Annotated in this window: 28 protein-coding genes and 1 tRNA gene; 17 read left to right on the top strand and 12 right to left on the bottom strand. The window is 70.9% G+C overall.

Annotated features, from left to right (window positions below):
* Nucleotides 1–78 precede the first annotated feature (78 nt).
* On the bottom strand, nt 79–678 hold the full coding sequence (locus tag FHP06_RS08475) for a hemerythrin domain-containing protein (RefSeq protein ID WP_147685731.1): 600 nt from the start codon (nt 676–678) through the stop codon (nt 79–81).
* Between the two features lie 87 nt (nt 679–765).
* On the opposite strand from FHP06_RS08475, the gene FHP06_RS08470 reads away from it, so the two are divergent.
* From FHP06_RS08470 to FHP06_RS08460, 3 genes are read left to right on the top strand one after another with little or no spacing between them, the layout of a single operon-like run.
* Entirely contained in the window at nt 766–1,848 is a 1,083-nt protein-coding gene (locus FHP06_RS08470; RefSeq protein ID WP_147685729.1) for a YlbL family protein, read from the top strand.
* Nucleotides 1,839–2,384, top strand: a complete 546-nt coding sequence (locus tag FHP06_RS08465; protein WP_147685727.1) for a PPA1309 family protein — start codon at nt 1,839–1,841, stop codon at nt 2,382–2,384. Before FHP06_RS08470 ends, FHP06_RS08465 begins: the two co-directional genes overlap by 10 nt.
* Nucleotides 2,385–2,420: 36 nt before the next feature.
* The gene (locus FHP06_RS08460; protein WP_230973444.1) at nt 2,421–5,321 is read left to right on the top strand and encodes a UPF0182 family membrane protein; all 2,901 of its coding nucleotides are present in this window, start codon (nt 2,421–2,423) and stop codon (nt 5,319–5,321) included.
* A 16-nt stretch (nt 5,322–5,337) separates the two neighbouring features.
* Here FHP06_RS08460 and FHP06_RS08455 read toward each other — a convergent pair whose 3' ends face one another.
* A complete protein-coding gene (locus FHP06_RS08455; RefSeq protein ID WP_147685725.1) occupies nt 5,338–6,030 on the bottom strand; it encodes a winged helix-turn-helix transcriptional regulator in 693 nt (230 codons plus the stop codon).
* Nucleotides 6,031–6,145: 115 nt separating this feature from the next.
* Here FHP06_RS08455 and FHP06_RS08450 point away from each other — a divergent pair, with 115 nt between their 5' ends.
* Complete coding sequence (locus tag FHP06_RS08450; protein WP_222706419.1) at nt 6,146–7,012, top strand: class I SAM-dependent methyltransferase; 867 nt, start codon at nt 6,146–6,148, stop codon at nt 7,010–7,012.
* A gap of 161 nt (nt 7,013–7,173) precedes the next feature.
* Here the strand turns inward: FHP06_RS08450 and FHP06_RS08445 are convergent, their stop codons facing one another.
* Nucleotides 7,174–7,986 (bottom strand): class I SAM-dependent methyltransferase, encoded by an 813-nt coding sequence (locus tag FHP06_RS08445; RefSeq protein ID WP_147685721.1) that lies wholly within the window; start codon nt 7,984–7,986, stop codon nt 7,174–7,176.
* Between the two features lie 4 nt (nt 7,987–7,990).
* Entirely contained in the window at nt 7,991–9,088 is a 1,098-nt protein-coding gene (locus FHP06_RS08440; RefSeq protein ID WP_147685719.1) for an alpha/beta fold hydrolase, read from the bottom strand.
* A 116-nt stretch (nt 9,089–9,204) separates the two neighbouring features.
* Here FHP06_RS08440 and FHP06_RS08435 point away from each other — a divergent pair, with 116 nt between their 5' ends.
* The gene (locus FHP06_RS08435; protein WP_147685717.1) at nt 9,205–10,674 is read left to right on the top strand and encodes an MFS transporter; all 1,470 of its coding nucleotides are present in this window, start codon (nt 9,205–9,207) and stop codon (nt 10,672–10,674) included.
* Here the strand turns inward: FHP06_RS08435 and FHP06_RS08430 are convergent.
* On the bottom strand, nt 10,625–11,113 hold the full coding sequence (locus tag FHP06_RS08430) for a nuclear transport factor 2 family protein (RefSeq protein WP_147685715.1): 489 nt from the start codon (nt 11,111–11,113) through the stop codon (nt 10,625–10,627). The genes FHP06_RS08435 and FHP06_RS08430 overlap by 50 nt on opposite strands.
* Nucleotides 11,114–11,126: 13 nt before the next feature.
* On the bottom strand, nt 11,127–11,519 hold the full coding sequence (locus tag FHP06_RS08425) for a DUF6069 family protein (protein ID WP_147685713.1): 393 nt from the start codon (nt 11,517–11,519) through the stop codon (nt 11,127–11,129).
* Nucleotides 11,520–11,625: 106 nt separating this feature from the next.
* Here FHP06_RS08425 and FHP06_RS08420 point away from each other — a divergent pair, with 106 nt between their 5' ends.
* The 7 genes from FHP06_RS08420 to FHP06_RS08390 all read left to right on the top strand — a co-directional run bounded on the left by FHP06_RS08420 (nt 11,626) and on the right by FHP06_RS08390 (nt 16,365).
* Nucleotides 11,626–12,705 (top strand): sensor histidine kinase, encoded by a 1,080-nt coding sequence (locus FHP06_RS08420; protein ID WP_147685712.1) that lies wholly within the window; start codon nt 11,626–11,628, stop codon nt 12,703–12,705.
* On the top strand, nt 12,702–13,349 hold the full coding sequence (locus FHP06_RS08415; protein ID WP_222706418.1) for a response regulator: 648 nt from the start codon (nt 12,702–12,704) through the stop codon (nt 13,347–13,349). Before FHP06_RS08420 ends, FHP06_RS08415 begins: the two co-directional genes overlap by 4 nt.
* Nucleotides 13,349–13,678: a YrdB family protein gene (locus FHP06_RS08410; RefSeq protein WP_147685708.1), complete on the top strand. Its 330-nt coding sequence runs from the start codon at nt 13,349–13,351 to the stop codon at nt 13,676–13,678. The genes FHP06_RS08415 and FHP06_RS08410 overlap by 1 nt, the downstream gene beginning before the upstream one ends.
* Nucleotides 13,678–14,403, top strand: coding sequence for an acyltransferase (locus tag FHP06_RS16290; protein ID WP_330999614.1), 726 nt, complete (start codon nt 13,678–13,680; stop codon nt 14,401–14,403). Before FHP06_RS08410 ends, FHP06_RS16290 begins: the two co-directional genes overlap by 1 nt.
* A gap of 25 nt (nt 14,404–14,428) precedes the next feature.
* The gene (locus FHP06_RS08400; RefSeq protein WP_147685706.1) at nt 14,429–15,205 is read left to right on the top strand and encodes an SDR family NAD(P)-dependent oxidoreductase; all 777 of its coding nucleotides are present in this window, start codon (nt 14,429–14,431) and stop codon (nt 15,203–15,205) included.
* Nucleotides 15,202–16,242 (top strand): LLM class F420-dependent oxidoreductase, encoded by a 1,041-nt coding sequence (locus FHP06_RS08395; protein WP_147685705.1) that lies wholly within the window; start codon nt 15,202–15,204, stop codon nt 16,240–16,242. Before FHP06_RS08400 ends, FHP06_RS08395 begins: the two co-directional genes overlap by 4 nt.
* 46 nt (nt 16,243–16,288) lie before the next feature.
* Nucleotides 16,289–16,365, top strand: a tRNA-Met gene (locus tag FHP06_RS08390).
* Nucleotides 16,366–16,419: 54 nt separating this feature from the next.
* Here FHP06_RS08390 and FHP06_RS08385 read toward each other — a convergent pair.
* Nucleotides 16,420–16,947, bottom strand: coding sequence for a CGNR zinc finger domain-containing protein (locus FHP06_RS08385; protein WP_147685703.1), 528 nt, complete (start codon nt 16,945–16,947; stop codon nt 16,420–16,422).
* Between the two features lie 49 nt (nt 16,948–16,996).
* Here FHP06_RS08385 and FHP06_RS08380 point away from each other — a divergent pair, with 49 nt between their 5' ends.
* Both FHP06_RS08380 and FHP06_RS08375 read left to right on the top strand, forming a co-directional pair.
* Entirely contained in the window at nt 16,997–17,926 is a 930-nt protein-coding gene (locus FHP06_RS08380) for a DMT family transporter (protein ID WP_147685701.1), read from the top strand.
* A complete protein-coding gene (locus FHP06_RS08375; RefSeq protein ID WP_147685699.1) occupies nt 17,923–18,744 on the top strand; it encodes a GNAT family N-acetyltransferase in 822 nt (273 codons plus the stop codon). The genes FHP06_RS08380 and FHP06_RS08375 overlap by 4 nt, the downstream gene beginning before the upstream one ends.
* Here the strand turns inward: FHP06_RS08375 and FHP06_RS08370 are convergent.
* Nucleotides 18,741–19,397 (bottom strand): response regulator, encoded by a 657-nt coding sequence (locus tag FHP06_RS08370; RefSeq protein WP_147685697.1) that lies wholly within the window; start codon nt 19,395–19,397, stop codon nt 18,741–18,743. The two genes, FHP06_RS08375 and FHP06_RS08370, sit on opposite strands and share 4 nt — an antisense overlap.
* Nucleotides 19,394–20,533: a sensor histidine kinase gene (locus tag FHP06_RS08365; protein ID WP_147685695.1), complete on the bottom strand. Its 1,140-nt coding sequence runs from the start codon at nt 20,531–20,533 to the stop codon at nt 19,394–19,396. Before FHP06_RS08365 ends, FHP06_RS08370 begins: the two co-directional genes overlap by 4 nt.
* A 160-nt stretch (nt 20,534–20,693) precedes the next feature.
* On the opposite strand from FHP06_RS08365, the gene FHP06_RS08360 reads away from it, so the two are divergent.
* On the top strand, nt 20,694–21,143 hold the full coding sequence (locus FHP06_RS08360) for a DUF6326 family protein (protein WP_147685693.1): 450 nt from the start codon (nt 20,694–20,696) through the stop codon (nt 21,141–21,143).
* 84 nt (nt 21,144–21,227) lie between these two features.
* Here FHP06_RS08360 and FHP06_RS08355 read toward each other — a convergent pair whose 3' ends face one another.
* Complete coding sequence (locus tag FHP06_RS08355; protein WP_147685691.1) at nt 21,228–22,202, bottom strand: GlxA family transcriptional regulator; 975 nt, start codon at nt 22,200–22,202, stop codon at nt 21,228–21,230.
* Between the two features lie 123 nt (nt 22,203–22,325).
* On the opposite strand from FHP06_RS08355, the gene FHP06_RS08350 reads away from it, so the two are divergent.
* Together FHP06_RS08350 and FHP06_RS08345 are read left to right on the top strand one after the other, a co-directional pair.
* Nucleotides 22,326–22,724 (top strand): hypothetical protein, encoded by a 399-nt coding sequence (locus tag FHP06_RS08350; RefSeq protein WP_147685689.1) that lies wholly within the window; start codon nt 22,326–22,328, stop codon nt 22,722–22,724.
* A gap of 30 nt (nt 22,725–22,754) precedes the next feature.
* Nucleotides 22,755–23,399 (top strand): dihydrofolate reductase family protein, encoded by a 645-nt coding sequence (locus tag FHP06_RS08345; RefSeq protein ID WP_147685688.1) that lies wholly within the window; start codon nt 22,755–22,757, stop codon nt 23,397–23,399.
* Nucleotide 23,400: 1 nt separating this feature from the next.
* Here the strand turns inward: FHP06_RS08345 and FHP06_RS08340 are convergent, their stop codons facing one another.
* Nucleotides 23,401–24,183 (bottom strand): SAM-dependent methyltransferase, encoded by a 783-nt coding sequence (locus FHP06_RS08340; RefSeq protein WP_147685686.1) that lies wholly within the window; start codon nt 24,181–24,183, stop codon nt 23,401–23,403.
* Nucleotides 24,180–24,791: a winged helix-turn-helix transcriptional regulator gene (locus FHP06_RS15995; RefSeq protein ID WP_187271851.1), complete on the bottom strand. Its 612-nt coding sequence runs from the start codon at nt 24,789–24,791 to the stop codon at nt 24,180–24,182. The genes FHP06_RS08340 and FHP06_RS15995 overlap by 4 nt, the downstream gene beginning before the upstream one ends.
* Nucleotides 24,792–24,793: the final 2 nt, after the last annotated feature.

Here is a 24,793-nt window from a genome sequence, read left to right as displayed (position 1 = left end):
GCGTGTATCGAGACCACCAGTCGATGTGGTCTCGATACGCGCCTCGTTCCTCGGCGCTACTCGACCACCGTGAACTCGCTAGCCCCAAACGTTGAGCTTCGCGTACTCGTCGGCCCAGCCGCCGCGGTAGCCCTGCTGGAACGGCGGAGGCAGGCGGTCGACGAAGCTCTCGGGATCATCGGCGGCGCTGACCATCCAGGGCACGAACCGAGCGGCGTCGTGCGCGACGCGGGCGCCGGAGTTCATCCCGAAGGTGGCCCACTGCTCGCCGGAGAGCACGTCGTCGATGAGCGGCAGCCCGTCCTGCTCCTCGTGCTGCAGGTGCGCGCGCAGCCCGGTGCAGAGCGCGTCGACGACGTCGCCGAGCGACTCGGACGACTCCCCTCGGAGCACGGCGTCGATCTCGGCGAGCATCGGGTCGATCTGCGCGTGCTCCTCCTCGAGCGAGTCGACGAGGGCGAGGTCGTCGGGGCGTTCGACGAGCACCTCCTGCAGCATCGGCCAGAGCAGGTCGTCCTCGGCGCGGTGGTGGATGTCCAGGTACGACGAGAACAGCTGCCACCCGACCGCGGCCTCGAGCCCGCTGTTCGGCCGGGCGGCCCGCCGGGCCACCTCCTCGAGGTCGCGGCGCAGGGCGTCGTGGATCGCGAGCATGATCGTCATGTCCAGGTTGCTCATGGCAAGCCTCCGAGGTCGATGAACTCACCGTAGGACCACGGCGACGCCTGCGTCTGCCCCTTGCCGGGCGTCTCTAGGCTGATACCCGTGCCAGACGCGGTCGACCCCACCGGACCCAGCCCCCGTTACGCCACCATGCTGACGGCGGCGCTGTCGGTGATCGTGCTGTCCTGCGTGGCGTTCCTCGTCCCGGTTCCTTACGTGACGATGCGGCCCGGCCCGGCGTTCAACACGCTCGGCGAGTTCGAGGGCAAGCCGATGTTCACGTTCGGCAGCGACGTCAAGACGTACGACGACACCAAGGGCTCGCTCGACTTCACCACCGTCTCGGTGAGCCGCGAGGAGTCGAGGCTGTCGATCTTCGACGCCGTGAAGACGTACTTCTCCGACGACACCGCCGTCGTCCCGAAGTCGTTCGTCTATCGCGACGGGGAGTCGCAGAAGCAGTCCGACGCCGAGGGCGCGGCGCAGCTCTCCAGCTCCAAGGACAACTCGCGCGTCGCCGCCCTCCGGGCCGCGGGCTACACCGTCCCGGAGATCCCGCTGGTCAAGTCCGTCGACGCGAAGGGCGCGGCCGCCGGCACGCTGCGCACCGACGACGAGATCCTCAGCGTCGACGGCAAGAAGATGGCCACCGCGGAGCAGGTCGTGCGCAGCGTCTCCGGACTCGAGCCCGGTGACACGGTGTCGATCGAGATCCGCCGCAAGGGCGAGACCAAGACGTTCGACATCGTCACGAAGCCGGACGCGAAGGACCCGAAGAAGCCGCGGGTGGGCGTCGGCCTCGGGTCGCGCTTCGACTACCCGGTGAAGATCACGAACAACGTCGGCTCGAGCATCGGCGGCCCGAGCGCCGGCACGATGTTCGCGCTGGCCATCTACGACCGCCTGACCCCGGGTCCGCTCACCGGCGGCCTGCGCGTCGCCGGCACGGGGGAGATCAGCCCCGAGGGCGTCGTCGGGCCGATCGGCGGCATCCGCCAGAAGATCGCCGGCGCTGCGAAGGACGACGTCGAGGTGTTCCTCGTGCCCGCCGAGAACTGCGCCGAGGCGCTCAAGGGCGACGACCACGGTCTGACGCTGGTGCGGATCAGCACGCTGAAGGGCGCCATCAGCGCTCTCGAGAAGCTGGCGCAAGATCACGACGCGAAGGTGCCCCAATGTCGATAGGCACCGAGTCGGCGAAGGAGCCGCTGCCGAGCACGCCGCTGCGCCTGGTGACGCTCGAGGTCGAGGCGCACGTCGGCGCGGATGGCTGGGACCAGCCCGCGCGCCTCTACGCGCTCGTGCCCACCGCCGACCTCGTCGAGGCCGAGCCGAGCCTGGCCGAGCGCCTCGCCACCCAGCTGGAGAACCACCCGGACGGGTTCACCTCCATCGAGCAGGAGCTGCCGTCCGACCGGCACCTGGAGGAGCTCCTGGCCGGCATCACCTGGCCGGAGACCGTCGCCGGGTGCGCCGCCGTCGTGGAGCGCCTGATGCTGCCGCCGGAAGCCGAGGACGACCTTCCCGACGACCCCGACGCCCTCGTGGAGGCCGTCGCGGCACACCCGGACCGGCGCGAGGTGCGGCTCGTCGCCGCCGTCACGCGCGACGGATCACGGCACAGCGCCGTGCGCGCCCGCGAGCCTGAGGACGCCCCGCTGCTCGAGGGGCCGGACCTGGTTCCCGGCCTGCTCGACCACCTGTTTCGCACCTTGTCCTAGGCTGATGGCCACAGCGAGCCCGTCACCAGGAGCCCCGTGAGCGACATCTTCGGCACCCCGCGGAACCGACCCGAGCCCTCCGGCGGAGTGGACCGGCGGCGCAAGGTGCTCGTGCCCACCTTGATCACGCTCGCCGTGCTGATGTTCCTGGGCTCGATCTTTACCAGCGTCTGGACCGACCGCCTCTGGTTCAAGTCCGTCGACTACTCCGGCGTCTTCACCACGGTCCTGGTCACCCGGACCGTGCTCTTCGTCGTGATGGGCGTGCTGTTCGGCGCGTTCGTCGTCGGCAACGTCTACCTCGCGTGGCGACTGCGGCCGTCCGGCCTGCCGGCCCGCAACGACGACCCCGCCGCCCGGTACCGCCAGACGCTCGGCCCGATCATCCGGCCGGTGCTCATCGTGCTCGGCGTGGTGCTCACCGCGTTCGCCGGCTCGGTCGCCGCCAGCCACTGGGACACGTACCAGATGTGGGCGCACGGCACGTCGTTCGGCCAGAAGGACCCGCAGTTCCACAAGGACATCGGCTTCTACGTCTTCGACTACCCGTGGCTGCGGTTCCTGACGTCGTTCTCGTTCGCGATGATCGTGATCGCGGTGCTGGCCACGGTGTTCATGCACTACGTGTTCGGAGGCATCCGATTCGCCGGCCGCGGCCCGTCCTTCACCCGCGCCGCCCAGGTGCACCTGTCGATCCTGATCGGCATCGGCGTCCTGCTGCGGGCGCTCTCGTACTGGCTCGACCGGTTCGGCCTCGCGGTCGGCTCGTCGTCGCTGTTCGACGGCATCGGCTACACCGACGCCCACGCGCGCATCCCGGCCCGCAACATCCTCATCGGCATCGCGATCGTGTGCGCGCTGCTGCTGTTCGCCGCGGCCGTCATCCGCTCCTGGGTCCTGCCGGCCATCAGCCTCGGCCTGCTCCTCCTGACGTCCATCCTGATCGGCGGCATCTGGCCGTTCGTGATGCAGTCCTTCCAGGTCAAGCCGTCGGAGCCGGACAAGGAGGGCCCGTACATCGCGCGCAACATCGAGGCGACACGCGACGCGTACGGGGTGGCCGACACCAAGGTGGAGCAGTACACCGCCAAGACCTCGCTGACCCCGTCCGAGCTCACCAAGTCGGCGGAGTCCCGCGTCAGCACGCGCCTCCTCGACCCCACGCTCATCGCGCCGGCGTTCGAGCAGCTGCAGCAGGTGCGCGGCTACTACACGGTGCAGGACACGCTCGACGTCGACCGCTACAAGCTCGACGGCACCAACCAGCCGCAGGACATCATCATCGCCGCGCGCGAGATCAACCTCGACGGCCTGCAGGACTCCCAGCGCAACTGGGCCAACGACCACACCGTGTACACCCACGGCTACGGCGTCATCGCCGCCCGCGGCAACAAGCGCGGGTCGCAGGGCGAGCCGGTCTGGGTCGAGAAGGACATCCCGCCGGTCGGCGACCTCAAGCTCACCACCCCGCCGCGCATCTACTTCGGCGAGAAGACGCCGTCGTACTCGATCGTCGGACAGCCCAAGGGCAAGGCGCCGGTGGAGGTCGACATCCCGCGCGGCGGTGAGTCCGGCGACGACCCGAAGGCCAACGCCACGCAGAACACGTACGACGGCAAGGGCGGCGTGCCGATCGGCAACGTCTTCAACAAGCTGCTCTACACGTTCAAGTTCGCCGAGCCGAACATCTTCCTGTCCAGCCGCGTGAACTCGTCGTCGAAGATCCTCTACGACCGCCAGCCGCGCGACCGGGTCAAGAAGGTGGCGCCGTGGCTCACGGTCGACGGCGACACGTACCCGGCGGTCGTGGACGGCCGCGTCGTGTGGATCGTCGACGCGTACACCACCAGCAACTCCTACCCGTACTCCCAGCACAGCTCGCTGCGCGAGGCCACGGACGACACGCTGACGCAGGGCCAGTCGCAGGCCGCCCTGCCGACCGACCAGGTCAACTACATGCGCAACTCCGTCAAGGCCGTCGTCGACGCCTACGACGGCACCGTGAAGCTCTACCAGTGGGACACGAAGGACCCGGTGCTCAAGACCTGGATGAAGGTCTTCCCGGACGTCGTGACGCCCAAGAGCGAGATCAAGCAGTCGCTGATGGAGCACCTGCGCTACCCGGTCGACCTGTTCAAGGTGCAGCGGTACATCCTCCGCGAGTACCACGTCACCGACGCCCAGACGTTCTACGAGGGCGGCGAGCGCTGGAAGGTGCCGGAGGACCCGGCGGGCTCGTCGAGCTCGCTGCAGCCGCCGTACTACCTGACGGTGGCGCGGCCCGGCGAGACCGATCCGAAGTTCTCCCTGACGACGGTCTACCTGCCGAACAGCCGCCAGAACCTGGCGTCGTTCGTGTCGGTGAACTCCGAGGCGACGTCGTCGGACTACGGCACGATGCAGATCCTGCAGCTGCCGAGCGACACCCAGCTCGACGGCCCGAGCCAGATCGCGAACCGGTTCAGCTCCGACAAGGGGGTGACCCAGGCCCTCCTGCAGTTCCGGCAGTCCGACGCCCAGGTGCTGAACGGCAACCTGCTGACCCTGCCGGTCGGCGACGGCCTCCTGTACGTCCAGCCCGTGTACATCAGACGTTCGGCCGCGGAGGGCACCTACCCGGTGCTGCAGTTCGTGGCGGCCACGTTCGGCGAGGACGTCGGCTTCGGCCAGACGCTCGACGAGGCCCTGCGCGTCGCGCTCGGGCTCGAACCGGGCAGCGCGCCGACGGACGACTCCGGCGCGGCGCCGCCCCCGTCGTCGGGTGACGACACGGGCGACTCGAAGGCCAAGACCACGAGCCAGTACCTCGCGGACGCGTCGAAGGCGTACAACGACGCCCAGGACGCCCTCAAGAAGGGCGACCTCGCGACGTACCAGTCCAAGATCAACCAGATGAACGACCTGATCGAGAAGGCCCAGGACGCCCTGAAGAAGTAGTCGAAGCGAAGAAGGGTCAGCTCGGAGCGCCGGTCTTGAGGCGCTCGCGGACGGCGGGGGCGAAGGGGCTCCAGGCGAACCAGTGCGGCAGGTCGCGGGTCAGGCCCGGGGGACCGGCGACGGTCAGGGCGTCGGTCTTGCGGGCGTCGGCGTACGTGGTGATGCCGGAGAAGACGCGCATGAGGGCGACGGGCTCCGTGGTCAGGACGACGTCGGAGTCGAAGCCCGGGGGATCGGTGCAGACCGACGGCTCGCGGCGCTCGATGACCAGCCAGATGCGGGTGGGGTCGACTCCGGTGTAGTCGAACTGCAGGACGACGCGACGTTCCGGCAGCGCCTCGGTGACGAGCCGCCGTGACATCCACCAGGTGAGGGTCACCGGGTCCACCTCGCGCGGCTCCGGCTCGCTGAACATCCAGCGCACCGCCCACTCGCCGACGGCCATGATGACGCCCTCGAGGTCGCGACCGGCCGGGGTGAGGTGGTACTCGTGGCCGGTCGGCAGCTGCACGCGCTCGACGACGCCCTTGCGCTCCAGGTGGTCGAGGCGCTGCTTGAGGAGGGACCGTGAGATGCCGGGCAGACCGCGGTCGATCTCGTTGAAGCGACGCCCGCCGATGACCAGCTCGCGGATGATCAGCGGGGTCCAGCGCTCGGCGATGACAGAGCTCGCCAGCGCGACCGGGCAGTACTGCGCGTAGTCCTTCATCACCACAGTGTGGGGCGCGGTCCAGTATTTGTCCCGCCTCGGTCCAGAACTAGTCCTGGCTGGTTTTCCAGGCAGCTTCGACGCTGGAAGCCACCACCTGACCGAGGAGAACATGATGAGCACCACACCGACCTTCGACCCCGTCGCCTTCAAGTCCACGACCCGAGCCCAGTGGGAGGAGGCCGCCGAGGCGTGGCACCGCTGGAACCCCGCGATCGAGCGCTGGCTCGGCGCCGCCACCGAGACGATGCTCGACGACTGTCACCTGGAGCCCGGCACCCGCGTGATCGACGTCGCCGCCGGCGCCGGCGGCCAGACCCTCGTCGCCGCACGACGTGTCGGCCCGACCGGCCACGTGCTGGCCACCGACATCTCGCCGGCCATCCTCGAGTTCGCGCACAGCGTGGCGACCGAGGCCGGCCTGACGAACGTCACCACTCGCGAGGCGGACGGCGAGGACCTCAGCGGGATCCCCGACGCGAGCTTCGACGCGGCCATCTCCCGCGTCGGCCTGATCTACTTCCCGAACCAGCAGCAGGCGCTGTCGGAGATCTGCCGGGTCGTGCGCCCGGGCGGCCGGGTCTCGTCGATCGTCTACTCGACGCCCGACCTCAACACGTTCTTCTCGCTGCCGGTCGGCATCATCCGCCGGATCGCGGAGCTGCCGGCTCCCGGACCCGGCATGCCCGGCCCGTTCAGCCTGAGCGGCGACGGTGTCGCGGAGGCGGCGTTCACCCAGGCTGGGCTCGTGGACGTGACCGTGACCGCCGTCCCGTCGCCGGTGCGCATGGAGAGCGCCGCCGAGTGCGTCCGGTTCGAGTACGAGTCGTTCGGCGCACTGCACCAGATGCTGTCCGGCGTCGGCCAGGACCAGCGCGACGCGGCCTGGCGGGAGATCGAGGAGACGCTCGCGCAGTTCGAGGACGAGAACGGCTTCGTCGGACCCTGCGAGATGCTCGTCGTCTCCGGCACCCGCCCCTAGGGCATGTCTGGCAAACCCCCGCGCCGCCCGAACGCCCCCGCATCCCGGCTGACATCGTTCTCGGCCCTCGCAAGACAACCCCGGTATGGCTTCGGACCTCGGCCTCGTCAGCCGGGCGCGGATGACGCCCGGATCGACTGCGCGGGTTTACCAGACATGCCCTAGGTCTCCGGGACCGCGACGACCTCGAACCACCCCGTCCGGCCCGAGATCTCGCCCTCGCCGTACTCCGCGACGAGGGCGTCTCGGGCGACGGCGGTGGCGTCCTCGAGGCTGAGGCCGGACAGCGCCTCGACCTCGGCGCGCCACGGGGTGCCCTGGCAGTACGCGGCAGCCGCGTCGCCCACCTCGGCGGTGCTCGTGCCCATCACCGGCTCGAGCGACTCGATCCGCAGCCCGGCCGCCTCGACGTCGTCGCGGATGCGGGCGAGGTCGAAGTAGCCGTGCGGGGTGCGCTCCATGAAGTCGAGCGGTGGTCCAGGAGCGACGCGGTTGAGGGCCGCGGCGATGATCCGGGCGAAGTCGTTGGTGGCGAAGCTGTCCCAGGTGTTGAAGACGAACGCGCCGCCGGGCCGCAGCACGCGGCCCGCCTCGCGGAACCCGCCTCGGCGGTCCGGGAAGAACATCACACCGAACTGGCAGGTGACGACGTCGAACGACGCGTCGTCGAACGGCAGGTCGAGCGCGTCCGCCTGCTGATAGGTGACCCGCGGCTCGTCGCCGATGAGCTCGGCGGCCCGGTCGAGCATCGGCTGGTTGAGGTCCGTGGCGACGATCTCGGCGTCCGGGCACGCGGCGAGCAGCCGGCGGGTGACGACGCCGGTGCCGGCGGCGGTCTCGAGGATCCGCCCGGGTCGCCGGGCCGCGACGATCTCCGCGAGCGAGTCCGCCGGCTCGGCGAAGATCATCGGCACCATCAGGCGCTCGTAGACGTGCGGGATCGACCCGGTGAAGACGCTGTCGCTCTCGGGCATGGCGCTACCTCCGGTCGTACTTCGTGAGCATCTCGTTGAGGTGCGTCCAGGTGGTGGCCGGCGCCTTGGTGCCGGTGAGAACGCCGAGGTGGCCGCCCGGCGCGAGCGGCAGGCGGACGTCGGGGGAGCTCGGCACGAGCTTGCCGACGTGGTGCGCAGCCGCCGGCGGGACGAGCACGTCGGTCTCGCCGGCGACGTTCATGACGGGCACCCGGATGTTCGCGAGGTCGACGAGCTTGTTCGGGCCCTGCACCTTGCCCGACGCGAGCTCGTTGCGGACCGCGAGCCGGTGGTACGCCTGCAGAGTCGCGCGCCCGGGGTAGGCGAACATGTTGTTCATGATCCTGTCGACGGCCTCGATCTGAGCGAGGAACTCGCGGTCGTCGCGGTGGTTCCAGAGCGTGCGCGGTTTCTTCAGGTAGGTCGGGATCGCCGTCGCCTTGAACCCGAGGCTGACGAGCACGGGCGGCACGGAGCCCATCGCCTTGAAGCCGGTGCCGAGGATCTGCCCGCCGGTGAACCGGGAGATGGACCGGATCGGCTTGAGCATGGGGTTCTGCGAGAGGTCGAACGGGCTGGCGACCATGCCGAGCGTCTTCACGGGGAGGTCGTCGTGGACGGCGGTGGCGCCGGTCGCGATCAGGCCGCCCATGCACCAGCCGACGAGGTGCACCGGCCGGTCGCCCGCGTCGGCCGAGACCTTCGCGATCGCCGGCGGGAGGACGTCGTTGATGAAGTGCTCGATGCCGAGCTTGCGGTCCTCGCCGTCGAGCGGGCCGTAGTCGACGAGGTAGGTCGGGCGGCCGCGGTTGACGAAGTCCTCGGCGAGCGAGAGCCCGCGGCGCAGGTCGAAGCACGCGGCCTGCGATCCGAGCGGTGGCACGAGCAGGACCGGCAGGCCCTTGGACCGGACGCCCTTGGCCTTCTCGTAGCGGTGCAGCTCGCGCGTGCGACCGGTGTCGATGACCTCCGACGGCGTGCGCGTCGTGTCGGCGAGACCGCCGCGGACGAGGAAGTCGTACAGGTTGACCACGGCCTGCCGACGGACCTCCAGCGGACGCTTCAGGAACGAGGGGCTCGCCACCTCGTCGGGTGTCGTCATCCGTGCATTGTGGACCACGTTCGACTGTCATCGCGGCCGATTGCGCTGTCAGCGCGGGCCGGACGTGCCAGCGCGATGACAGCGCCCTGCCAGCGTCGCCCCGCATCGTGGTGAGCATGACCACCACCGTGATCCCACCTCAGACCCGCAGCTACACCTCGCTGCGCGCGGCCTGGATCCCCCTGGCCGCCCTCTGCATGGCCTTCTTCGTCGAGATGGTCGACAACACCCTGCTGATCATCGCGCTGCCCACCATCGGCCGCGATCTCGGCGCGGGCACGACCGCCCTCCAGTGGGTCACCGGCGCCTACGCCCTGACGTTCGGCGGCCTCCTGCTGACCGCCGGTTCGTTGGCCGACCGCCTCGGCCGGCGGCGGGTGCTGCTCGTCGGCCTCGCCGTGTTCGGCACGCTGAGCCTCTGCGTCGTCTTCGTCAGCAGCGCCGGCGAGCTCATCGGCCTGCGCGCCGCCCTCGGCGTCGCGGCAGCTGCGATGGCGCCGATCACCAACTCCCTCGTCTTCCGGTTGTTCGACGACCAGAAGCTCCGCATGCGCGCCATCACCGTGATGATCATCGTCGGCATGTCCGGCTTCATCCTCGGCCCGGTGCTCGGTGGCAGCGCGCTGGCGCACGTCCGCTGGGAGTGGCTGCTCGTGATCAACGCCCCGATCGCGCTGATCGCCTGGATCGGCGTCCGTCTCGGCGTGCCGGCCGACCACCCGGACGACCTGACCGACGACGCGCCCGACCTGCCCGGCGCCGCCCTGAGCATCGCCACGATCGGTCTCGCCTGCTACGCGATGACGAGCGGCGTCGAGCACGGCTGGCTGTCCGCGCTGACGATCTCGTCGATCCTCGGCGCGCTCGCCGCCGGCGTGGCGTTTGTGCAGCGCGAGCGTCGTGCCGCGTCACCGATGCTCGACCTGTCGGTCTTCTCGAACGGCACCGTCCGCGGCGCCGCCATCGCCCAGGTCGGCATGTCGATCGCGATGGCCAGCGTGATGTTCGGCCTGATCCTGCACTTCCAGTACGCCTACGGCTGGAGCCCGATGGAGGCCGGCCTGGCCAACCTGCCGATGATCGGCACGATGATCGTCGCGACGCCGGTGGCCGAGTGGCTGGCGAAGACGTACGGCCACCGGATCGCCTGCCTCGTCGGGGCCGGCTTCCTGGCCGCGGCGCTGGGCGGGATGTCCTGGGGCGTCGACCACGGCTACGGCGCCATCGCCGCGAGCATGGTCCTGATGACGGTCGGCCTGCGGACGGTCATGACGATCTGCGCCGTCGCGCTCGTCGACGCGATGCCGAGCAACCGCACGTCGATCGCCGCGGCCCTGAACGACACCGCCCAGGAGGTCGGCACGAGCGTCGGGACCGCCGTCATCGGCACGATGATCGCCGCCCTGGTCACGACCAGCCTGCCCGCCGGGGCGTGGAGCGACAGCCTGGTGGCGTCGTTCTTCCACGGCGAGCGGATCACCTACGGCGTGCTCGCCGTGGTCGTCGGCCTCATCGCGGGCTACGGCGCGCTGACGCTCACCGACTCTCACTCGGTGGAGGAGCCCAGCGGTTCGCCAGAAGGCTGAAGCTCGGGGTGTCCGCCAGCGACGTCATCGCCTCGTAGATCCGCTCGTACCCGGTGGCGGAGATGCGCCAGGCGCCGTCGGAGTCCTTGCGGTACTCGTCGGTGTAGTAGCCGGCCCCGCGGATCATGACCTGCATCTCGGGCACGATCACCGTGTCCTCGAAGCACCACGATCCGCGGGCCTGGTCGCCGTCGACCTCGATCTCCGGGTGGTTGGCCACGTGCGCGGTGATGACGCTGCCCGGCAGGTTCTCCGACATGAAGGCGACGACGCCCTCGCGGTCGTCGAACTGCAGCGGCTCACCCATCGCCTGGGTGCCGTAGCGGGCGCGGATGTCGGTGGCGAGGCAGTCGCCGAACTCCTCCCACGACTTCAGGTCGAGCGTGCGGAAGTAGCGGTACTTGAGGCGCTTGACGTCCTCGATCGCGTGCAGATCCATGCCGGGAAGTGTCTCACCGACGCATCCCGTAGATGAGGATCCCGCCGACGAGCAGGTGCAGGATCGCCAGAGCAGCCATGGCCGAGCCGGTGGTGGCGCCGAGCGGGCCGAGCAGCGAGACCGCCAGGACGCCGACGGCGATCCGGGTCCAGATGGTCCGGGCCCTCACGGTGTGCCGCTCGAGCTCGAACAGCAGGCCCCAGGCGGCGAAGCCGACGCCGAGCGCGGTGAGCGTCACCGCGAGGGAGTCGATGTGCCGCAGCGAGTCGCCGTCTCCGACGGTGAGCTCGACGCCGAGCAGTGAATGAGCGATGCCCCAGCCGGCGGTGGCGGTGGCCATCGCGGTCAGCACGGTGAGCCAGCGGTTGCGGTGGACGTGTCCGGTCTTCGTGAGTGTCGTGTTCATGCCGACGAGCGTCCGCTCGATCGGGGCGCGGGACATCGGGCGCGCGGCCAGCAACCATCGACTTTGGTCGGTACTGCTCCCGGCCGGCCGTTCCTACGCTGACCGCATGTTCCACCGCTTCTCCCTCGTGCCGATCGTCGTCGGCGCCGCCGGCCTCGTCCTCGTGCAGCTCGCGGCCGACCTGACCACCGATGCGACGACGACCGAGACCGTTCTCGACGTCGTCGGCGCTGTCGCCGGCATCGCGGCGCTGTCTCGGGTCAACCGCCGGCCGGTCCTCGCGCTGACGGTCCTGGCGGCGGCGGCCCTCATCGCACCGGCGGCCACCCCGGCCGCGTGCACGGGCTACGTCTGGCTCGCGTCGACGGCCGCCCTCCGGCCGGCGCTCGCCCTGGGGCTGGCGGGCGTCGCGGCGCACGTCGTGCGCGGAGCCTGGCGGCCGACGTCCGACGGCCTCCCGTTCGGCTGGTGGGTCGTGCTCGTCGTCCTCGCGTACGGACTGATCCTCGGCTGGGGTCGGTACGCCCAGGCACGAGAGCGGTTGCTGTCCGCCGTGGCTGCCGACGCGCGCGCCGACGAGCGCTCCCGGATCGCGCGGGAGATGCACGACGTCCTCGCGCACCGGCTGTCCCTCGTCGCCACGGCGGCCGGAGCACTCGAGTACCGGCCCGACTCCTCGCCGGAGCGGATCGCGGCCGCGGCGGGCGTGGTCCGGGACGGCGTGCACCAGGCCCTCGACGAGCTGCGTGACGTCATCGGCGTCCTGCGCGCCGAGGACGCCATCGCCGGTGCCGTGCCGCCGCAGCCGACCGGCGCCGACCTGCCGCGGCTCGTCGAGGAGAGTCGCGCGGCGGGCACCGATGTCACGGCGACCGTCGAGGCCGACCTGGCCGCCCTTCCCGACTCCTTGGGCCGGGCCGCCTACCGCGTCGTGCAGGAGGCTCTCACCAACGTGCGTCGGCACGCACCCGGCGCGGCCGTCGACCTGCGCGTCACGGGCCGGCCGGGGGAGCGGCTGGCGATCGAGGTCCGCAACCCACTGACCACGGTCGCCGGCGCATCGCCGGGCAGCGGAACCGGGCTGATCGGCCTGGCCGAGCGCGTCGACCTCGCCGGCGGCACGATGGACGTCGACCGCGGGAACGGGGAGTTCCACCTGCGGGTGTCGCTACCTTGGCCCCTGTGAGCATCCGTGTGGCGGTCGTCGACGACGACGCGATGGTGCGCGCCGCGCTGACGATGATGCTCGACGGCGCGGACGACATCCGCGTCGTGGCCGAGGCCGCCGACGGCGCCGACGTGCCCGCGGCCCTCGACGCCCACACCGCCGACATCGTGCTGATGGACCTGCGCATGCCGCAGGTCGACGGCATCACCGCCACCCGCCGGATCCGCGAGCGGCCGAACCCGCCGGAGGTCGTCGTGCTCACGACGTTCGACGCCGACGACGACGTCATCTCCGCGCTCCAGGCCGGCGCGGCCGGCTACCTCCTCAAGGACACCCCGCCCGACCGGCTCGTCGCCGCGCTGCGGCAGGTGTCCGACGGCGAGCCGATCCTGTCTCCGCAGATCACCCGTCGCCTGATGGACGCGACGGCCACGTCGGCCACCTCCCGCCAGGAGGCTCGCGCCACGCTCGCCGGGCTCACCGACCGCGAGTCCGAGGTGGTGCTCGCCGTCGCCCGCGGCCGCTCCAACGCCGAGATCGCCGGCGAGCTGTTCATGAGCGTCGCCACCGTGAAGGCACACGTCTCGAGCATCCTGGCGAAGCTCGGCATGACCAACCGCACCCAGCTCGCGCTGCTGGTGCACGACGCAGGAGTCCTCTGATGCGCGTACTGAACGACATCGTCGCCCTGGCCCTCGAGGTGGCCGCTCTCGTGGTGCTCGGCTGGTGGGGGCTGGCCCAGGGCGACGGGATCTTCGGCGTCGCCTACGCCGTCGTCGCTGTCGGCCTGTTCCTCCTGGTCTGGGCTCGCTGGTTCGCCCCGAAGTCGGAGCACCGGCTCAACCGGTCGGCGATCACGTGGGGCAAGCTCGGCATGTTCGCGCTGCCGGTCCTGGCCCTCGACGTGCTCGACCACCCGGTCCTCGCGACGGTCTTCGCGGCCGTCGCCGTCGTGCACGTCGCGCTCGCGCGGGCCTGGGACCGCATCTGATGAAGCCGGGCCGGCGGATCCTCAACCGTCTGGTCCACGCCGGGTGGCGGTGGGCCGACTCGCTCGGGACGATCACGCCCGACATGGCGCGGGCCGACGCGTTCGCCGCCTTCGGCCAGGGCAGCGCCATCGGGTTCCCGGTCGCGACGCTGTTCGGCGAGCACCGCATGCGCATCGGTGAGAACACCATGATCGGGCGGCACTGCACCCTGACGGTCGGCTACGGCACCGACGACCCTGACTCCGCGCCCGACGCGCTGGTGATCGGCGACCGGTGCGTGATCGGCGCCCGCAGCAGCATCACGGCGCACTCGTCGATCGAGATCGGCGACGACGTGTGGTTCGGCCAGGACGTCCTCGTCTCCGACTCCGGCCACGGCTACCAGGACCCGGACCTGCCCATCGGCGTGCAGCTCGGGGCGCACCAGCCGGTCCGCATCGGGTCCGGCTCGTGGATCGGTCACGGCGCGATCATCCTGAGCGGCACCACGATCGGCCGGCAGGTCGTCGTCGCGGCCGGCTCGGTGGTGCGCGGTCAGATCGAGGACCACGCGGTGATCGGCGGCGTCCCGGCCACCGTGCTGCGGCGCTACACCGCCGGGACGGGCTGGGTCGCCACCGCCGACCCCGACGACGTCCGTCCGGAGCAGCGGCAGACCTGGGCCGTCCCGGTCGTCCCGGGCTCGACCAAGCGCACCGATCCGCCAGGTGTCTCCGGACCGTGACAGCGGTGCTGCTAGGTTCCCGCGCATGGACATCGCAGGAACTAGTGCACTGGTCACGGGTGGGGCCTCGGGCATCGGCGCGGCATGCGCACGGCGTCTGGCCGCCCTCGGAGCGCGGGTCGTCGTCGCCGACCTCGACGCGGAGAAGGGCGGCGCGATCGCCGAGGAGATCGGCGGCGAGTTCGCCCGCGTCGACGTCACCAGCACCGACGAGATCAAGGCCGCCGTCGAGCAGGCCGACGCCCTCGCGCCGTTGCGCGCGCTGGTCAACTCCGCCGGCATCGGCTGGGCCCAGCGCACGATCGGCCGCGACGGCTCGTTCGACTCCGCCCACGACTTCGGCGCGTACCGCAAGGTCATCGAGATCAACCTGCTCGGCACGTTCGATGCGATCCGGCTGGCCGCCACGGTGATGAGCCGGCACGAGCCCACCGAGACCGGCGAGCGCGGCGCGATCGTCAACATGGCCAGCGTCGCCGCGTTCGACGGCCAGATCGGCCAGGCCGCGTACTCGTCGTCGAAGGGCGGCGTCGTCGGCATGACCCTCCCGGTCGCCCGCGACCTGTCGGCCGCCGGCATCCGCGTGAACACCATCGCCCCCGGACTGATCGACACCCCGATCTACGGCGAGGGCGAGGCGTCGGAGGAGTTCAAGGCCAACCTCGGCAAGAACGTCCTCTTCCCGCACCGTCTCGGGCAGCCCGACGAGCTCGCGAGCATGGCCGTCGAGGTGCTCACGAACTCCTACATGAACGCCGAGGTCGTCCGGGTGGACGGCGGAATCAGGATGCCTCCCAAATGAAGCTCTCCACGCTGCTGATGTACGACGGCAACCCGCGCGAGGCCGCCGACCAGGTCTCGGCCTGGGAGAAGGCCGGCCTCGACACCGTCTGGGTGGCCGAGGCCTACGGCTTCGACTCGCCGACGCTGATGGGCTACCTCGCCGCGAAGACCGAGACCATCGAGATCGGTGCGGCCATCCTCAACGTCTACTCGCGGACGCCTGCCGCCCTGCTGCAGACGGCCGCGGGCCTCGACAACGTCAGCGGCGGCCGCGCGATCATCGGCCTGGGCGCGTCCGGTCCGCAGGTGATCGAAGGCTTCCACGGCGTGCCGTACGCGAAGCCGATCGCGCGCACCAAGGAGATCATCGGCATCCTCCGCAGCGGCATGCGTCGTGAGCCGCTCAGCGCCGACGGGATGTTCCACCTCCCGCTCGACAAGGAGCACGGCGCCGTCACCGGTCTCGGCAAGCCGCTCAAGCTGCTGACCAAGCCGGAGCGGGAGTCCGTCCCGATCTACATCGCCGCGCTGGCGCAGAAGTCCGTCTCGGGTGCCGCGGAGTACGCCGACGGCTGGATCCCGATCCTGTATTACCCGGAGAAGGCGGCGTCGGTCTGGGGCGACGCGCTCGCCCAGGGCAACGCGAAGCGGCACGACGGCCTCGCGCCCCTGGAGATCGTCGCCGGCGGCATGTGTGCCATCGGCGAGGGCCCGGAGACGAAGGCGCTGCTCGACTTCGCGCGGCCGTTCACGGCGCTCTACGTCGGCGGCATGGGCGCCCGCGACAAGAACTTCTACAACGACCTCTTCAAGCAGTACGGCTACGAGAAGGAGGCCAAGGAGATCCAGGACCTCTACCTCGACGGCAAGAAGAAGGAGGCCGAGGCGCTCATCCCCGTGGAGTTCCTGGAGGCGACGAACCTCGTCGGCCCCGAGTCGTACGTGAAGGAGCGGATCGAGGCCTACCGCGAGTCCGGCGTCACGAACATCCAGATCGCCCCGGCCACCGACGACCCGCCCGCCCTCATCGCGACGATGAAGGAGCTCATCAGCTGACCGATTTGAGTCCGCCACCTGCGCTCCCGTAGACTGGCGGACGCAGCGCGGGGTGGAGCAGTTCGGTAGCTCGCTGGGCTCATAACCCAGAGGTCGCAGGTTCAAATCCTGCCCCCGCTACCAAGCAAGGGCCCTGATCAGCGAAAGCTGGTCGGGGCCCTTGATCGTTCCCTCGGCTCAGTGTGCCCGCGCTCGGAACGCGGCTGCCTTGGCGCGGTTGCCGCACGCGGCCATGTCACACCACCGCCGAGACCGGTTGCGGGTGGTGTCGTGGAAGACCCAGGCGCAGTCGGGCCCGGGACACGCCTTGAGCCGCGCAGCCTGCGGGTTCCCCGACCAGCGGATCAGCGCGGCGACCGCCCGGCCTGCGATCTCGCGCGCCGGTGTCGACGAGCCCGCGGGGGGCGCGAGCCCGGGCCGAGCGTCGAGAATGAGATTAAGGGGGAGGGTGGCCAACGGGCCCAGCTCGACGTCCGTGCTGACCCCGTTGTTGCGCAGGCCCAGGCGCCGGATCACAGCGCGCGCCGCGCGGAGCAGCTCGACGTCCGCCTGGGAACCGAGGTTCGGCGTTCGCTCGCCGGAGAGGTCGTGCCACCAGGCTGCGGCGCTCGTCCCGTCTCGCAGCTCGTCCGGAGTCGAGAGGTCGTGGGCGGTGTTCGCCACCGCGATCAGCAGGTCGAGGTCGTCGAGGGGATGTGCGGTCATGATAACCAGTGTACCGTGATAGACGGTTACGTGCGAAGGACGCGCGAACGTGGAGCAAGGACAGATCGACATGACGGCGAAGGTGAGCCTGGGCGACGTCGCCATCCTGACTGCGGCGGTCGGGTACGGCCTGGCCACGACGATCTCGGTCGCTGCGCTCGACCGGGTACGGCCGGCCGACCTGGTCGCGGTGGAGCTCACCGGGGGAGCCGTTGCACTGGTGCTCCTCGCCAACGCGCGACAGCAGCTGACCCTCGTCGGCGCACGACGGAACTTCACCCTGGGCATGCTGATGCCCGGGCTCGCGTTCGTCCTCGGTGACCTCGGACTGAGCATGACGAGCGCCACCGCGGGCAGCCTGCTGCTGGCGGTCGAGCTGCCGCTGTCGGTGATGCTGTCCGTCCTCTTCCTGCGCGAGGTGCTGGACCGGCGCAGCGCGGTCGCGATCGGGCTCGGCCTCTCCGGCAGCGCCGTGGTCGCGCTCGGCGCCACCGGTCAGTCCGACGGGGCGTCGAGCCTGGTGGGCAACCTGCTCGTGGTCGCCTCCGTCACCGCCGCCGCCTCGTTCCTCGTCGTGACCCGCCTGCACAACGCCGACGACGGCCTGAACGCCTCGACGTGGCAGACGATGGGCGGTGCGGTGAGCAGCTCGCCGTTCGTGCTGCTCGGCTGGGCGCACGCCGGCAGCCGGCTCCCAGGCGCCGGGGTCACGACCTGGGCCCTGTGCGTCGGCGTGCTGGCCTGCACCGCAGCAGCGTCGATCGCGTTCAACGTCGGCATCAGCCGGGTCTCGGGGATCCGGGCCTCGCAGCTGCAGAACCTGACCCCGGTGGCGGGCCTGATCGCCGCGGTGCTGCTGCTCCACGAGAGGCCCGGTGCGATCCAGCTGCTCGGTGGCGTCCTCGTGCTCATCGCCGTCGGAGGGCTCGCGCGTGCGACGGACGTCGCGGGCGCCGGCGGTCGGCTGGAGGGGCCATGATCGTCGACCAGGCGCTCGCTGCCCGGATCGAGCGCGCCGAGGGTGCGTTCATTGCCGCGTGCAGCCGCGCGATCGAGTCCCGGCACGGTGTGGCCGCGTTCCAAGAGCCAGTGGCCGGCGGCATCGCGTCGTACGCCGGCCCCGAGTCACCGTTCAACAAGGTTGCCGGAACCGGGTTCGACGGACTGCCGAGCACCACCGAGCTGAGCTCGATCGAGGAGAGGTACGACACGGTCGGCGCGGCCGTCAGCTTCGAGATCTCGACTCTGGCCGATCCGGAGATCTTCGAGCTGCTGACCGCTCGGGGCTACCTGCTCGTGAGCTTCGAGGACGTGCTCGTCTGCGAGCTCGGTGATCGCCGACCACGACCGGCGGCGGGCATCGAGGTGCGACGGGCCGAGGACGAGCTCGAGACCTGGATGGCGATTGCCGTCGAGTCGGCCCTGCGCGGCGACACCGCCGGCGTCCCGCAGCACGACACCTTTCCCCGCAGCGCTCTCGAGATCGCTGAGCAGGCGGGCGTCGACGCGGGCGCTCAGGCCTTCATGGCGCTCCTGGACGGGCAGCCGGCCGGCTCTGGAGGGCTGCACGTGGTCGGCGAGATCGCGCAGCTGACCGGTGCCGGGACGTTGCCCGAGCACCGCCGGCGCGGGGTGCAGACCGCGCTGGTGCAGGCCCGCTTGGCCGGTGCTTCTGCGGCAGGCTGCTCGTACGCCGTTGTGACCACGCAGCCCGGCTCCACGTCGCAGGCGAACATGCGCCGCGCCGGGTTCGAGCTCGGCTACACGCGAGCCGTGCTCACCAGGCCGGTCCGCTAGTCGGCCCTCACGCGTCGGGTGTCGTAGGCCCACATCGCGATCTCGACGCGGTTGCGGGCGCCGAGCTTGACCATCAGCGACGCGACGTGGGACTTGACCGTGCTCAGGCTGACGAACAGCTCGGTGGCGATCTCGGCGTTGGTGCGGCCCCGCGCCACCAGTGTGAGGACCTCTTCCTCGCGCTCGGTGAGCGGGTCGATGGGCTGGACCGGTACGTCCGGTGCCTGGTCGGCGAAGGTCGCCAGCAGCCGTCGGGTGACGTTGGGAGCGATGAGCGCGTCGCCGTCGGCCGCCGCGTGGATGGCCTGCACGAGGAGCTCCGGCCCGGCGTCCTTGAGCAGGAAGCCGCGCGCGCCGGCGCGGAGCGCACCGACGACGTACTCGTCGAGGTCGAACGTGGTGATCACGACGACCGCCATCGGGTCCGCCACGTCCGGGCCGGCCAGGCGCCGCGTCACCTCGACCCCGTCGAGTCCGGGCATCCGGATGTCGACGAGGAGGACGTCGGGACGCAGCCGGGTCGCGACGTCGAGCGCCTCGAGGCCGTCCGACGCCTCCCCGACGACCTCGAGGTCGGGGTGCGCGTCCAGGATCATCACCAGCCCGGTCCGGACCAGGTCCTGGTCGTCGGCCACGACCACGCGGATGGTCATGCCGGTGCCTCGACCGGCAGCACGGCCTCGACGACCCAGCCACCGTCGGGTCCCGGTCCCGCGGAGAGCGATCCGCCCAACAGCTGGGCGCGTTCAGCCATGCCCGTCAGGCCGAACCCCGGCTCCGGTGCCGGTCCTGGCTCGGCCTGTCCGTCGTCGGTGACACGCAGCCTGGCGGCGTCGCCCTCCCGTCTGAGGTCGATCTCGACGTGTGTCGCACCCCGGGCGTGCCGCACGGCATTGGTCAGTGACTCCTGCGCGAGCCGGTACAGCGCTGCGTCCACAGGTCCGGCCAGCTCGCCCCACGAGCCGGCCACCGTGACCGCGACGATGGGCGTCGCGTCGGTGCGCGCCAAGGTCGGCAGGTCCGCCACGCCCTTCTGTGGTGCGTAGGCGGCGGCTTCGTCGTCCCGCAGCACCTGCACCATGGACCTCATCTCCGCGAGAGTTCGCGACGCTTCCGACTCGATCGCGGCCAGGACCTCGACAGCCTTCTCCGGCTGGATGCCGGCGACCACGCCACCGGCCTGCGCCTGCACCGCGATGGCCGAGACGTGGTGGGCCACGGTGTCGTGGAGCTCGCGAGCCAGAGCCACCCGCTCCTGGTTGCGGATCTCGAGCTGTTGCCGTTGCCAGAGGTCAGCGCGGTAGCGGGACACGGCCGCCAGCGCGACCACTGACAGGAGGAGGACGCTTCCACCGAAGCTCTCGCCCCAGTCGGCGGAGGTGGCGTACATTCCCAGCGCGCCGACGACCGTCACATATGCGGTCCCCACGACCACCTCCCTGCCCGATCCCCACCGCACCAGGGAGAAGAGCAGGATCAGCACGACCATCATGGAGTAGAGGCCCAGATCCTCGGTGTCCTCAGCCAGCTGGAGGACCGAGAGCAGCCCGGCGACGCCCCACCCGAGCAGGGCGGCGACCAGGGGGCGGTCCCGGCGCCAGAGCAGGGCCGGCGTCACCGCCAGGGCGAGCACGGTCACCAAGGGTCGCCAGGCCACCTCCGGCCGGACGATGCCCTCGATCACGGTGGCGACGGCGTAGATGCTCACCAGCAGCCGGTCGAGGCGACCGACCGACGGAGCGCCGGCAGGCCGTGGCTCGTGCCAGAAAGAGCGTCGGACCGTGTTCACCGCCCCAGCCTAGGGATCGGCGCGCCCCGGCGTACCCGCCGAAAGGACGAGAAGGAGACCGTGCCTTCGGCCGGGTGAGTCCGGGCCTCCGGGCTGATCCGCCCGCCGTCGGGGACATCGATCGTTGACGTACCGATCCCCACACACCAACGGAGTCCTGATGAGTACTCGTCAACCCACCACCACGCTCGACGACCAGCCGATCCCGGTCAGACTCAAGCTCGCCGCGGCGTGGACCAGCTTCATGTTCCTGTACGCCTACGTGGACATCCTCAACTTCTTCACGCCCGGCGTCGTCGAGGACATTCTCGACGGAAGGGTCTTCGAGTTCGACCTCTCGCAGACGTTCTCGACCGCGGCACTGGCACTGGTGGCCGTGCCGGCCTTCATGGTCGTGCTGTCCGTGACGCTGCCCGCCCGGGCGAGCCGCACCACGAACCTGGTCGTCGCCTCGCTCTACGTCCCCGTCACGGTGTTCAACCTGGCGGGCGCGGACTGGTTGTGGTTCTACGGACTGGGCGTCGCCCTCGAGCTGGTCCTGCTCGGCCTCATCCTGCGCCGCGCCTGGACCTGGCCCCGCACCGCACCGTCGGAGGGGTTCGGCAGGTGATGCAGCCGGCCGACCAGGACGAGGTTCTCGCGTCCGGCGTGACCGCCGTCCGCCCTGAGCGGTCAAGGCGTCCGGAGGCCGACCTCAGTGCGCGAGGGCGCCGGAACGTGTTTGGGTCGCCCGGAAGGCCCGAGGGCTGACGCCGTACCGGGCGACGAACGCCTGGCGGAAGCTCTCGGCCGACCCGAAGCCGCACTGGTGGGCGATCCTCGAGACCGGGAGCTCGGTCGTCGCGATCAGCCGGGCCGCGAGCTCGAGGCGGACACGGCGCACGGTGGTGCCGGGAGGCTCGCCGAGGTGCTCCTGGAACAGCCGGGTGAGCTGACGGGTGCTGACGCCCGCGTGAGCGGCCAGTGCGGCCGTGCTCAGGTCGGCCTCCGGGTGCGTGAGGACCTCGTTCAGCGCCCGGCGGACGACGAGGTTGTCCGGGTTCGGCGTGGTCGTGAAGATGCTCATCTGCGCCTGGTTCCCCGGCCGCTGCAGGTAGGTGACCATGCCGATGGCCACGTACCTGGCCAGCTCCGCGCCGTGGTCCTCCTCGATGAAGGCCAGCGTGAGGTCGAGCGAGGCGGTGACTCCGCCGGAGGTCGCGACGTTCCCGTCGCGGATGAAGATCGGGGCGGCGTCGACGAGCACGTCCGGGTAGTCGGCGGCGAGCTCCGCGGCGTACAGCCAGTGGGTCGTCGCCCGTCGCCCGTCGAGCAGCCCGGCGGCCGCGAGCAGCGAGGCGCCGGTGCACACGGACGCGACGCGACGCGCCTGCCCGGCGAGCCGCTCGATCTGACGGATCAGCTCGTGGCCGCTCGCCGCACGGCGGTGTCCGTCTCCGCCGGAGACGACGAGGGTGTCGATCTCGCGCACCGTCTCGACCGGCACGCCGGCGCGCAGGGTCAGGCCGGTCTCGCAGCGGATGTCGACGCCGCCCAGGCTCGCGAGCGAGACCTCGTACTTCGGGTCGGCGCCGAGCCGGTTCGCGAGGCTGAAGGCGGTGGTCACGCAGGCGATGTCCACGAGCTCCGCGCCCTCGTACCCGACCACGACGACCTGTCGACCAGCCATGACGCCCAGGCTAGGCCGTCCCAACGGCTCACGGTGGCGGCTCGTGAGACAGGTACCCCAGAATTTCGGACACGTCCGGGCCGGACCCTCGACCGCGTCGGTCGTCGGCTCCAGAGTGGGGCCATGACCAAGACACTGCTCACGATCGCGTCGGTCTACCTCGCGGTGATCGGCCTGGCCCTGCTCATCGTGCCGGCGCAGTTCGGCGTCGACGCCGTGCCCGACGATCCCTCGTCGGAGCTGCTGGCCCTGCTCCGCCTCCTGGGCGGCCCGTTGCTCGGGATCTCCGTCATGGACTGGATGGCCCGCAACGTCGATCCGTCATCGATGGTGAACACCGTGCTGCTGGGCAACGTCGTCGGGTTCGGGTTCGTCGCCGGCAACGACGTCGTCGGCGTGGCCACCGGCAACGCGCGCGACCTCGCGGCGATCTTCCTGGTCGTCCACCTCGCCCTGGCGATCGCGTTCGTCGTCGCCTGGGTGCGGGCTCGAGAGGGCGCCGCTCCGGCGGCCGCCCACTGAGCCTGCCGCTGTTCTCGAAAGGACCACCACATGTCACACGTCAGAGTCCACAACTTCGCGATCTCGCTCGACGGGTACGGCAGCGGGGAGCCGCAGTCGCGTGAGGAGCCGTTCGGCCACGCCGGCGAGCGGCTGCACGAGTGGATGTTCACCACCCGGTTCTGGAACGAGATGCACGACGATCCGGGCGGGTCGGAAGGCGCGGACAACGCGCTCGCGATCCGTCACGGCCAAGGCATCGGGGCCGAGATCATGGGATCCAACAAGTTCGGCCCGCCCGGCTGGCAGGACGACCCCGACTGGAAGGGCTGGTGGGGTCCCAACCCGCCGTTCCACACGCCGACGTTCGTGCTCACGCACCGTCCGCGCGAACCGATCGAGATGGAGGGCGGCACGACGTTCCACTTCCTCGACGCCTCACCCGCCGAGGCGGTCGAGCAGGCGAAGGCCGCGGCCGGCGACCTCGACGTCCGCATCGGCGGTGGGGCCACGGTGATCCGCGACGCGATCGCCGCCGGGCTCGTCGACCACGTGCACCTCGTGCAGGTGCCCATCGTGCTCGGCCGAGGCTCCAACGTCTGGGAAGGACTCGAGGCGCTCGAGGACGGCTACGACATCGAGGCGACGTCGACCTCAAGCGGCGTCACGCACCTGACCTTCACGCGACGTCGCTGACTTATCGGCGCTCGAAGGCGCCGCGGTGGACGCTCAGCACGCCGTCGCTCACGGCTGCCGCGAAGTTGATCATCCGGGTCGGGCCGTCGTCGAGCAGTGCGGGCAGGGTGGCGCCCGTCCCGGCCGCGACCAGCCGGGCGCCGAGCTCGGTGAACCAGTCGACGACCCACGCGGACTCGTCGACCCACTCCACCGTCTCGAAGCCGCTGCTCTCGACGGCCGCGACGAGCTCGTCGGGGGTCGCCAGGTAGCTGTCGGTGCCCTCGATGGACCAGGGGAGTGGCAGGTTCGGCTCGCCGGTGCCGGTGCGGCAGACGTCGAAGATCGCGAGCCGGGCGCCCGGCCTCAGGTGGTCGGCGATGCCGGCGAAGAAGCGCGCCTTGTCCGCGACGTTCATCTGGACGTGGATCGTGAACGCGGCGTCGAAGTCGCGTCGCTGCAGGTCGGCGACGTCCGTGACGAGGAAGCGGACCGCCTCGGACAGGCCGGCGGCCTCGGTGAGCGTCGTGGCCGCGTCGACGTAGGAAGCGGTGAGGTCCACGCCGACGACGGCACAGCCCGAGGACCGTGCGACCTGTCGGGCCGGCCCGCCCAGGCCCGAGCCGACGTCGAGCACGGTCGTCGTCGGGTCGAGGCGGAGGCTCGGCAGGAGGCGTTCGACGGCCTCGGCGCCGCCGGCGTGGAACTGGTCGATCCCGTCCAGCTGCGGCTGGGAGAGGGCGCCGACGTGCTCGGCGGCCAGCTGCTCCATCGCGGCGACGAGATCGGTCTCGGTGTAGGTCATGCGTGGGCTCCCGCGACGAGGGTGGCGAGTCGGTCGGAGTGGCCCGCGACGTCCAGGCCGAGGTCAGCGGCCTCGGCCGGGCTGAGGGCGCCGGACAGCACGCCGCCGACGAGCAGGGGAGAGCCGGACAGCATGACGTCAGCGTCGCCGGCCTCGCGGCTGATGGCGTAGCCGTCCGGGCTGAGTCTGACCTGGACGGCCTGCTCCCCGGTACGGATCCCGATGCTGAGCTCGTCCTCGGCGGCGTCGGCGAGGGTGAGTCCGGCGAACAGCGCGCTCCACTGCGGCTGGACGGCCTCGTTCTCGGACGGCCCGGCAGACATGGTGGCGGCGCCCCAGCGGGCGAGCGTGCGGAGCACGTCCTCGAGCGCCCGGCCGCGGTCGGTCAGCGCGTAGTCGCCGTCGCTGCGCACCACGAGGCCGTCGGCCTCCATCGCGCGCAGCCGGTCAGCGAGCAGGTTGCTGGCCATGCCGGGCAGCCCGCGGTGCAGCTCGGAGTAGCGGCTGGGCCCGAACGCCAACAGCTCGCGGACGATGAGCAGGGTCCACCGGTCGCCGGCGGCGTCGAGGGCGCGCGCGACGGCGCAGTACTGGTCGTAGCTCTTCACGC

The organism is Aeromicrobium terrae, assembly GCF_008039565.1.
GTDB classification, from domain to species: domain Bacteria; phylum Actinomycetota; class Actinomycetes; order Propionibacteriales; family Nocardioidaceae; genus Aeromicrobium; species Aeromicrobium terrae.
Note: the sequence above shows the minus strand (reverse complement) of the source record. Positions and strands in the feature narration are given on the sequence as shown.

Coding starts and splice junctions, on each gene's coding strand:
- FHP06_RS08465 (WP_147685727.1), top strand. CDS start 1,839: ATGTCGATAGGCACCGAGTCGGCGAAGGAGCCGCTGCCGAGCACGCCG.
- FHP06_RS08360 (WP_147685693.1), top strand. CDS start 20,694: ATGAGTACTCGTCAACCCACCACCACGCTCGACGACCAGCCGATCCCG.
- FHP06_RS08455 (WP_147685725.1), bottom strand. CDS start 6,030: ATGAAGGACTACGCGCAGTACTGCCCGGTCGCGCTGGCGAGCTCTGTC.
- FHP06_RS08475 (WP_147685731.1), bottom strand. CDS start 678: ATGAGCAACCTGGACATGACGATCATGCTCGCGATCCACGACGCCCTG.
- FHP06_RS08445 (WP_147685721.1), bottom strand. CDS start 7,986: ATGCCCGAGAGCGACAGCGTCTTCACCGGGTCGATCCCGCACGTCTAC.
- FHP06_RS08450 (WP_222706419.1), top strand. CDS start 6,146: ATGAGCACCACACCGACCTTCGACCCCGTCGCCTTCAAGTCCACGACC.
- FHP06_RS08440 (WP_147685719.1), bottom strand. CDS start 9,088: ATGACGACACCCGACGAGGTGGCGAGCCCCTCGTTCCTGAAGCGTCCG.
- FHP06_RS08410 (WP_147685708.1), top strand. CDS start 13,349: ATGCGCGTACTGAACGACATCGTCGCCCTGGCCCTCGAGGTGGCCGCT.
- FHP06_RS08435 (WP_147685717.1), top strand. CDS start 9,205: ATGACCACCACCGTGATCCCACCTCAGACCCGCAGCTACACCTCGCTG.
- FHP06_RS08375 (WP_147685699.1), top strand. CDS start 17,923: ATGATCGTCGACCAGGCGCTCGCTGCCCGGATCGAGCGCGCCGAGGGT.
- FHP06_RS08425 (WP_147685713.1), bottom strand. CDS start 11,519: ATGAACACGACACTCACGAAGACCGGACACGTCCACCGCAACCGCTGG.
- FHP06_RS08340 (WP_147685686.1), bottom strand. CDS start 24,183: ATGACCTACACCGAGACCGATCTCGTCGCCGCGATGGAGCAGCTGGCC.
- FHP06_RS08350 (WP_147685689.1), top strand. CDS start 22,326: ATGACCAAGACACTGCTCACGATCGCGTCGGTCTACCTCGCGGTGATC.
- FHP06_RS08395 (WP_147685705.1), top strand. CDS start 15,202: ATGAAGCTCTCCACGCTGCTGATGTACGACGGCAACCCGCGCGAGGCC.
- FHP06_RS08370 (WP_147685697.1), bottom strand. CDS start 19,397: ATGACCATCCGCGTGGTCGTGGCCGACGACCAGGACCTGGTCCGGACC.
- FHP06_RS08385 (WP_147685703.1), bottom strand. CDS start 16,947: ATGACCGCACATCCCCTCGACGACCTCGACCTGCTGATCGCGGTGGCG.
- FHP06_RS08355 (WP_147685691.1), bottom strand. CDS start 22,202: ATGGCTGGTCGACAGGTCGTCGTGGTCGGGTACGAGGGCGCGGAGCTC.
- FHP06_RS08430 (WP_147685715.1), bottom strand. CDS start 11,113: ATGGATCTGCACGCGATCGAGGACGTCAAGCGCCTCAAGTACCGCTAC.
- FHP06_RS08400 (WP_147685706.1), top strand. CDS start 14,429: ATGGACATCGCAGGAACTAGTGCACTGGTCACGGGTGGGGCCTCGGGC.
- FHP06_RS16290 (WP_330999614.1), top strand. CDS start 13,678: ATGAAGCCGGGCCGGCGGATCCTCAACCGTCTGGTCCACGCCGGGTGG.
- FHP06_RS08420 (WP_147685712.1), top strand. CDS start 11,626: ATGTTCCACCGCTTCTCCCTCGTGCCGATCGTCGTCGGCGCCGCCGGC.
- FHP06_RS08345 (WP_147685688.1), top strand. CDS start 22,755: ATGTCACACGTCAGAGTCCACAACTTCGCGATCTCGCTCGACGGGTAC.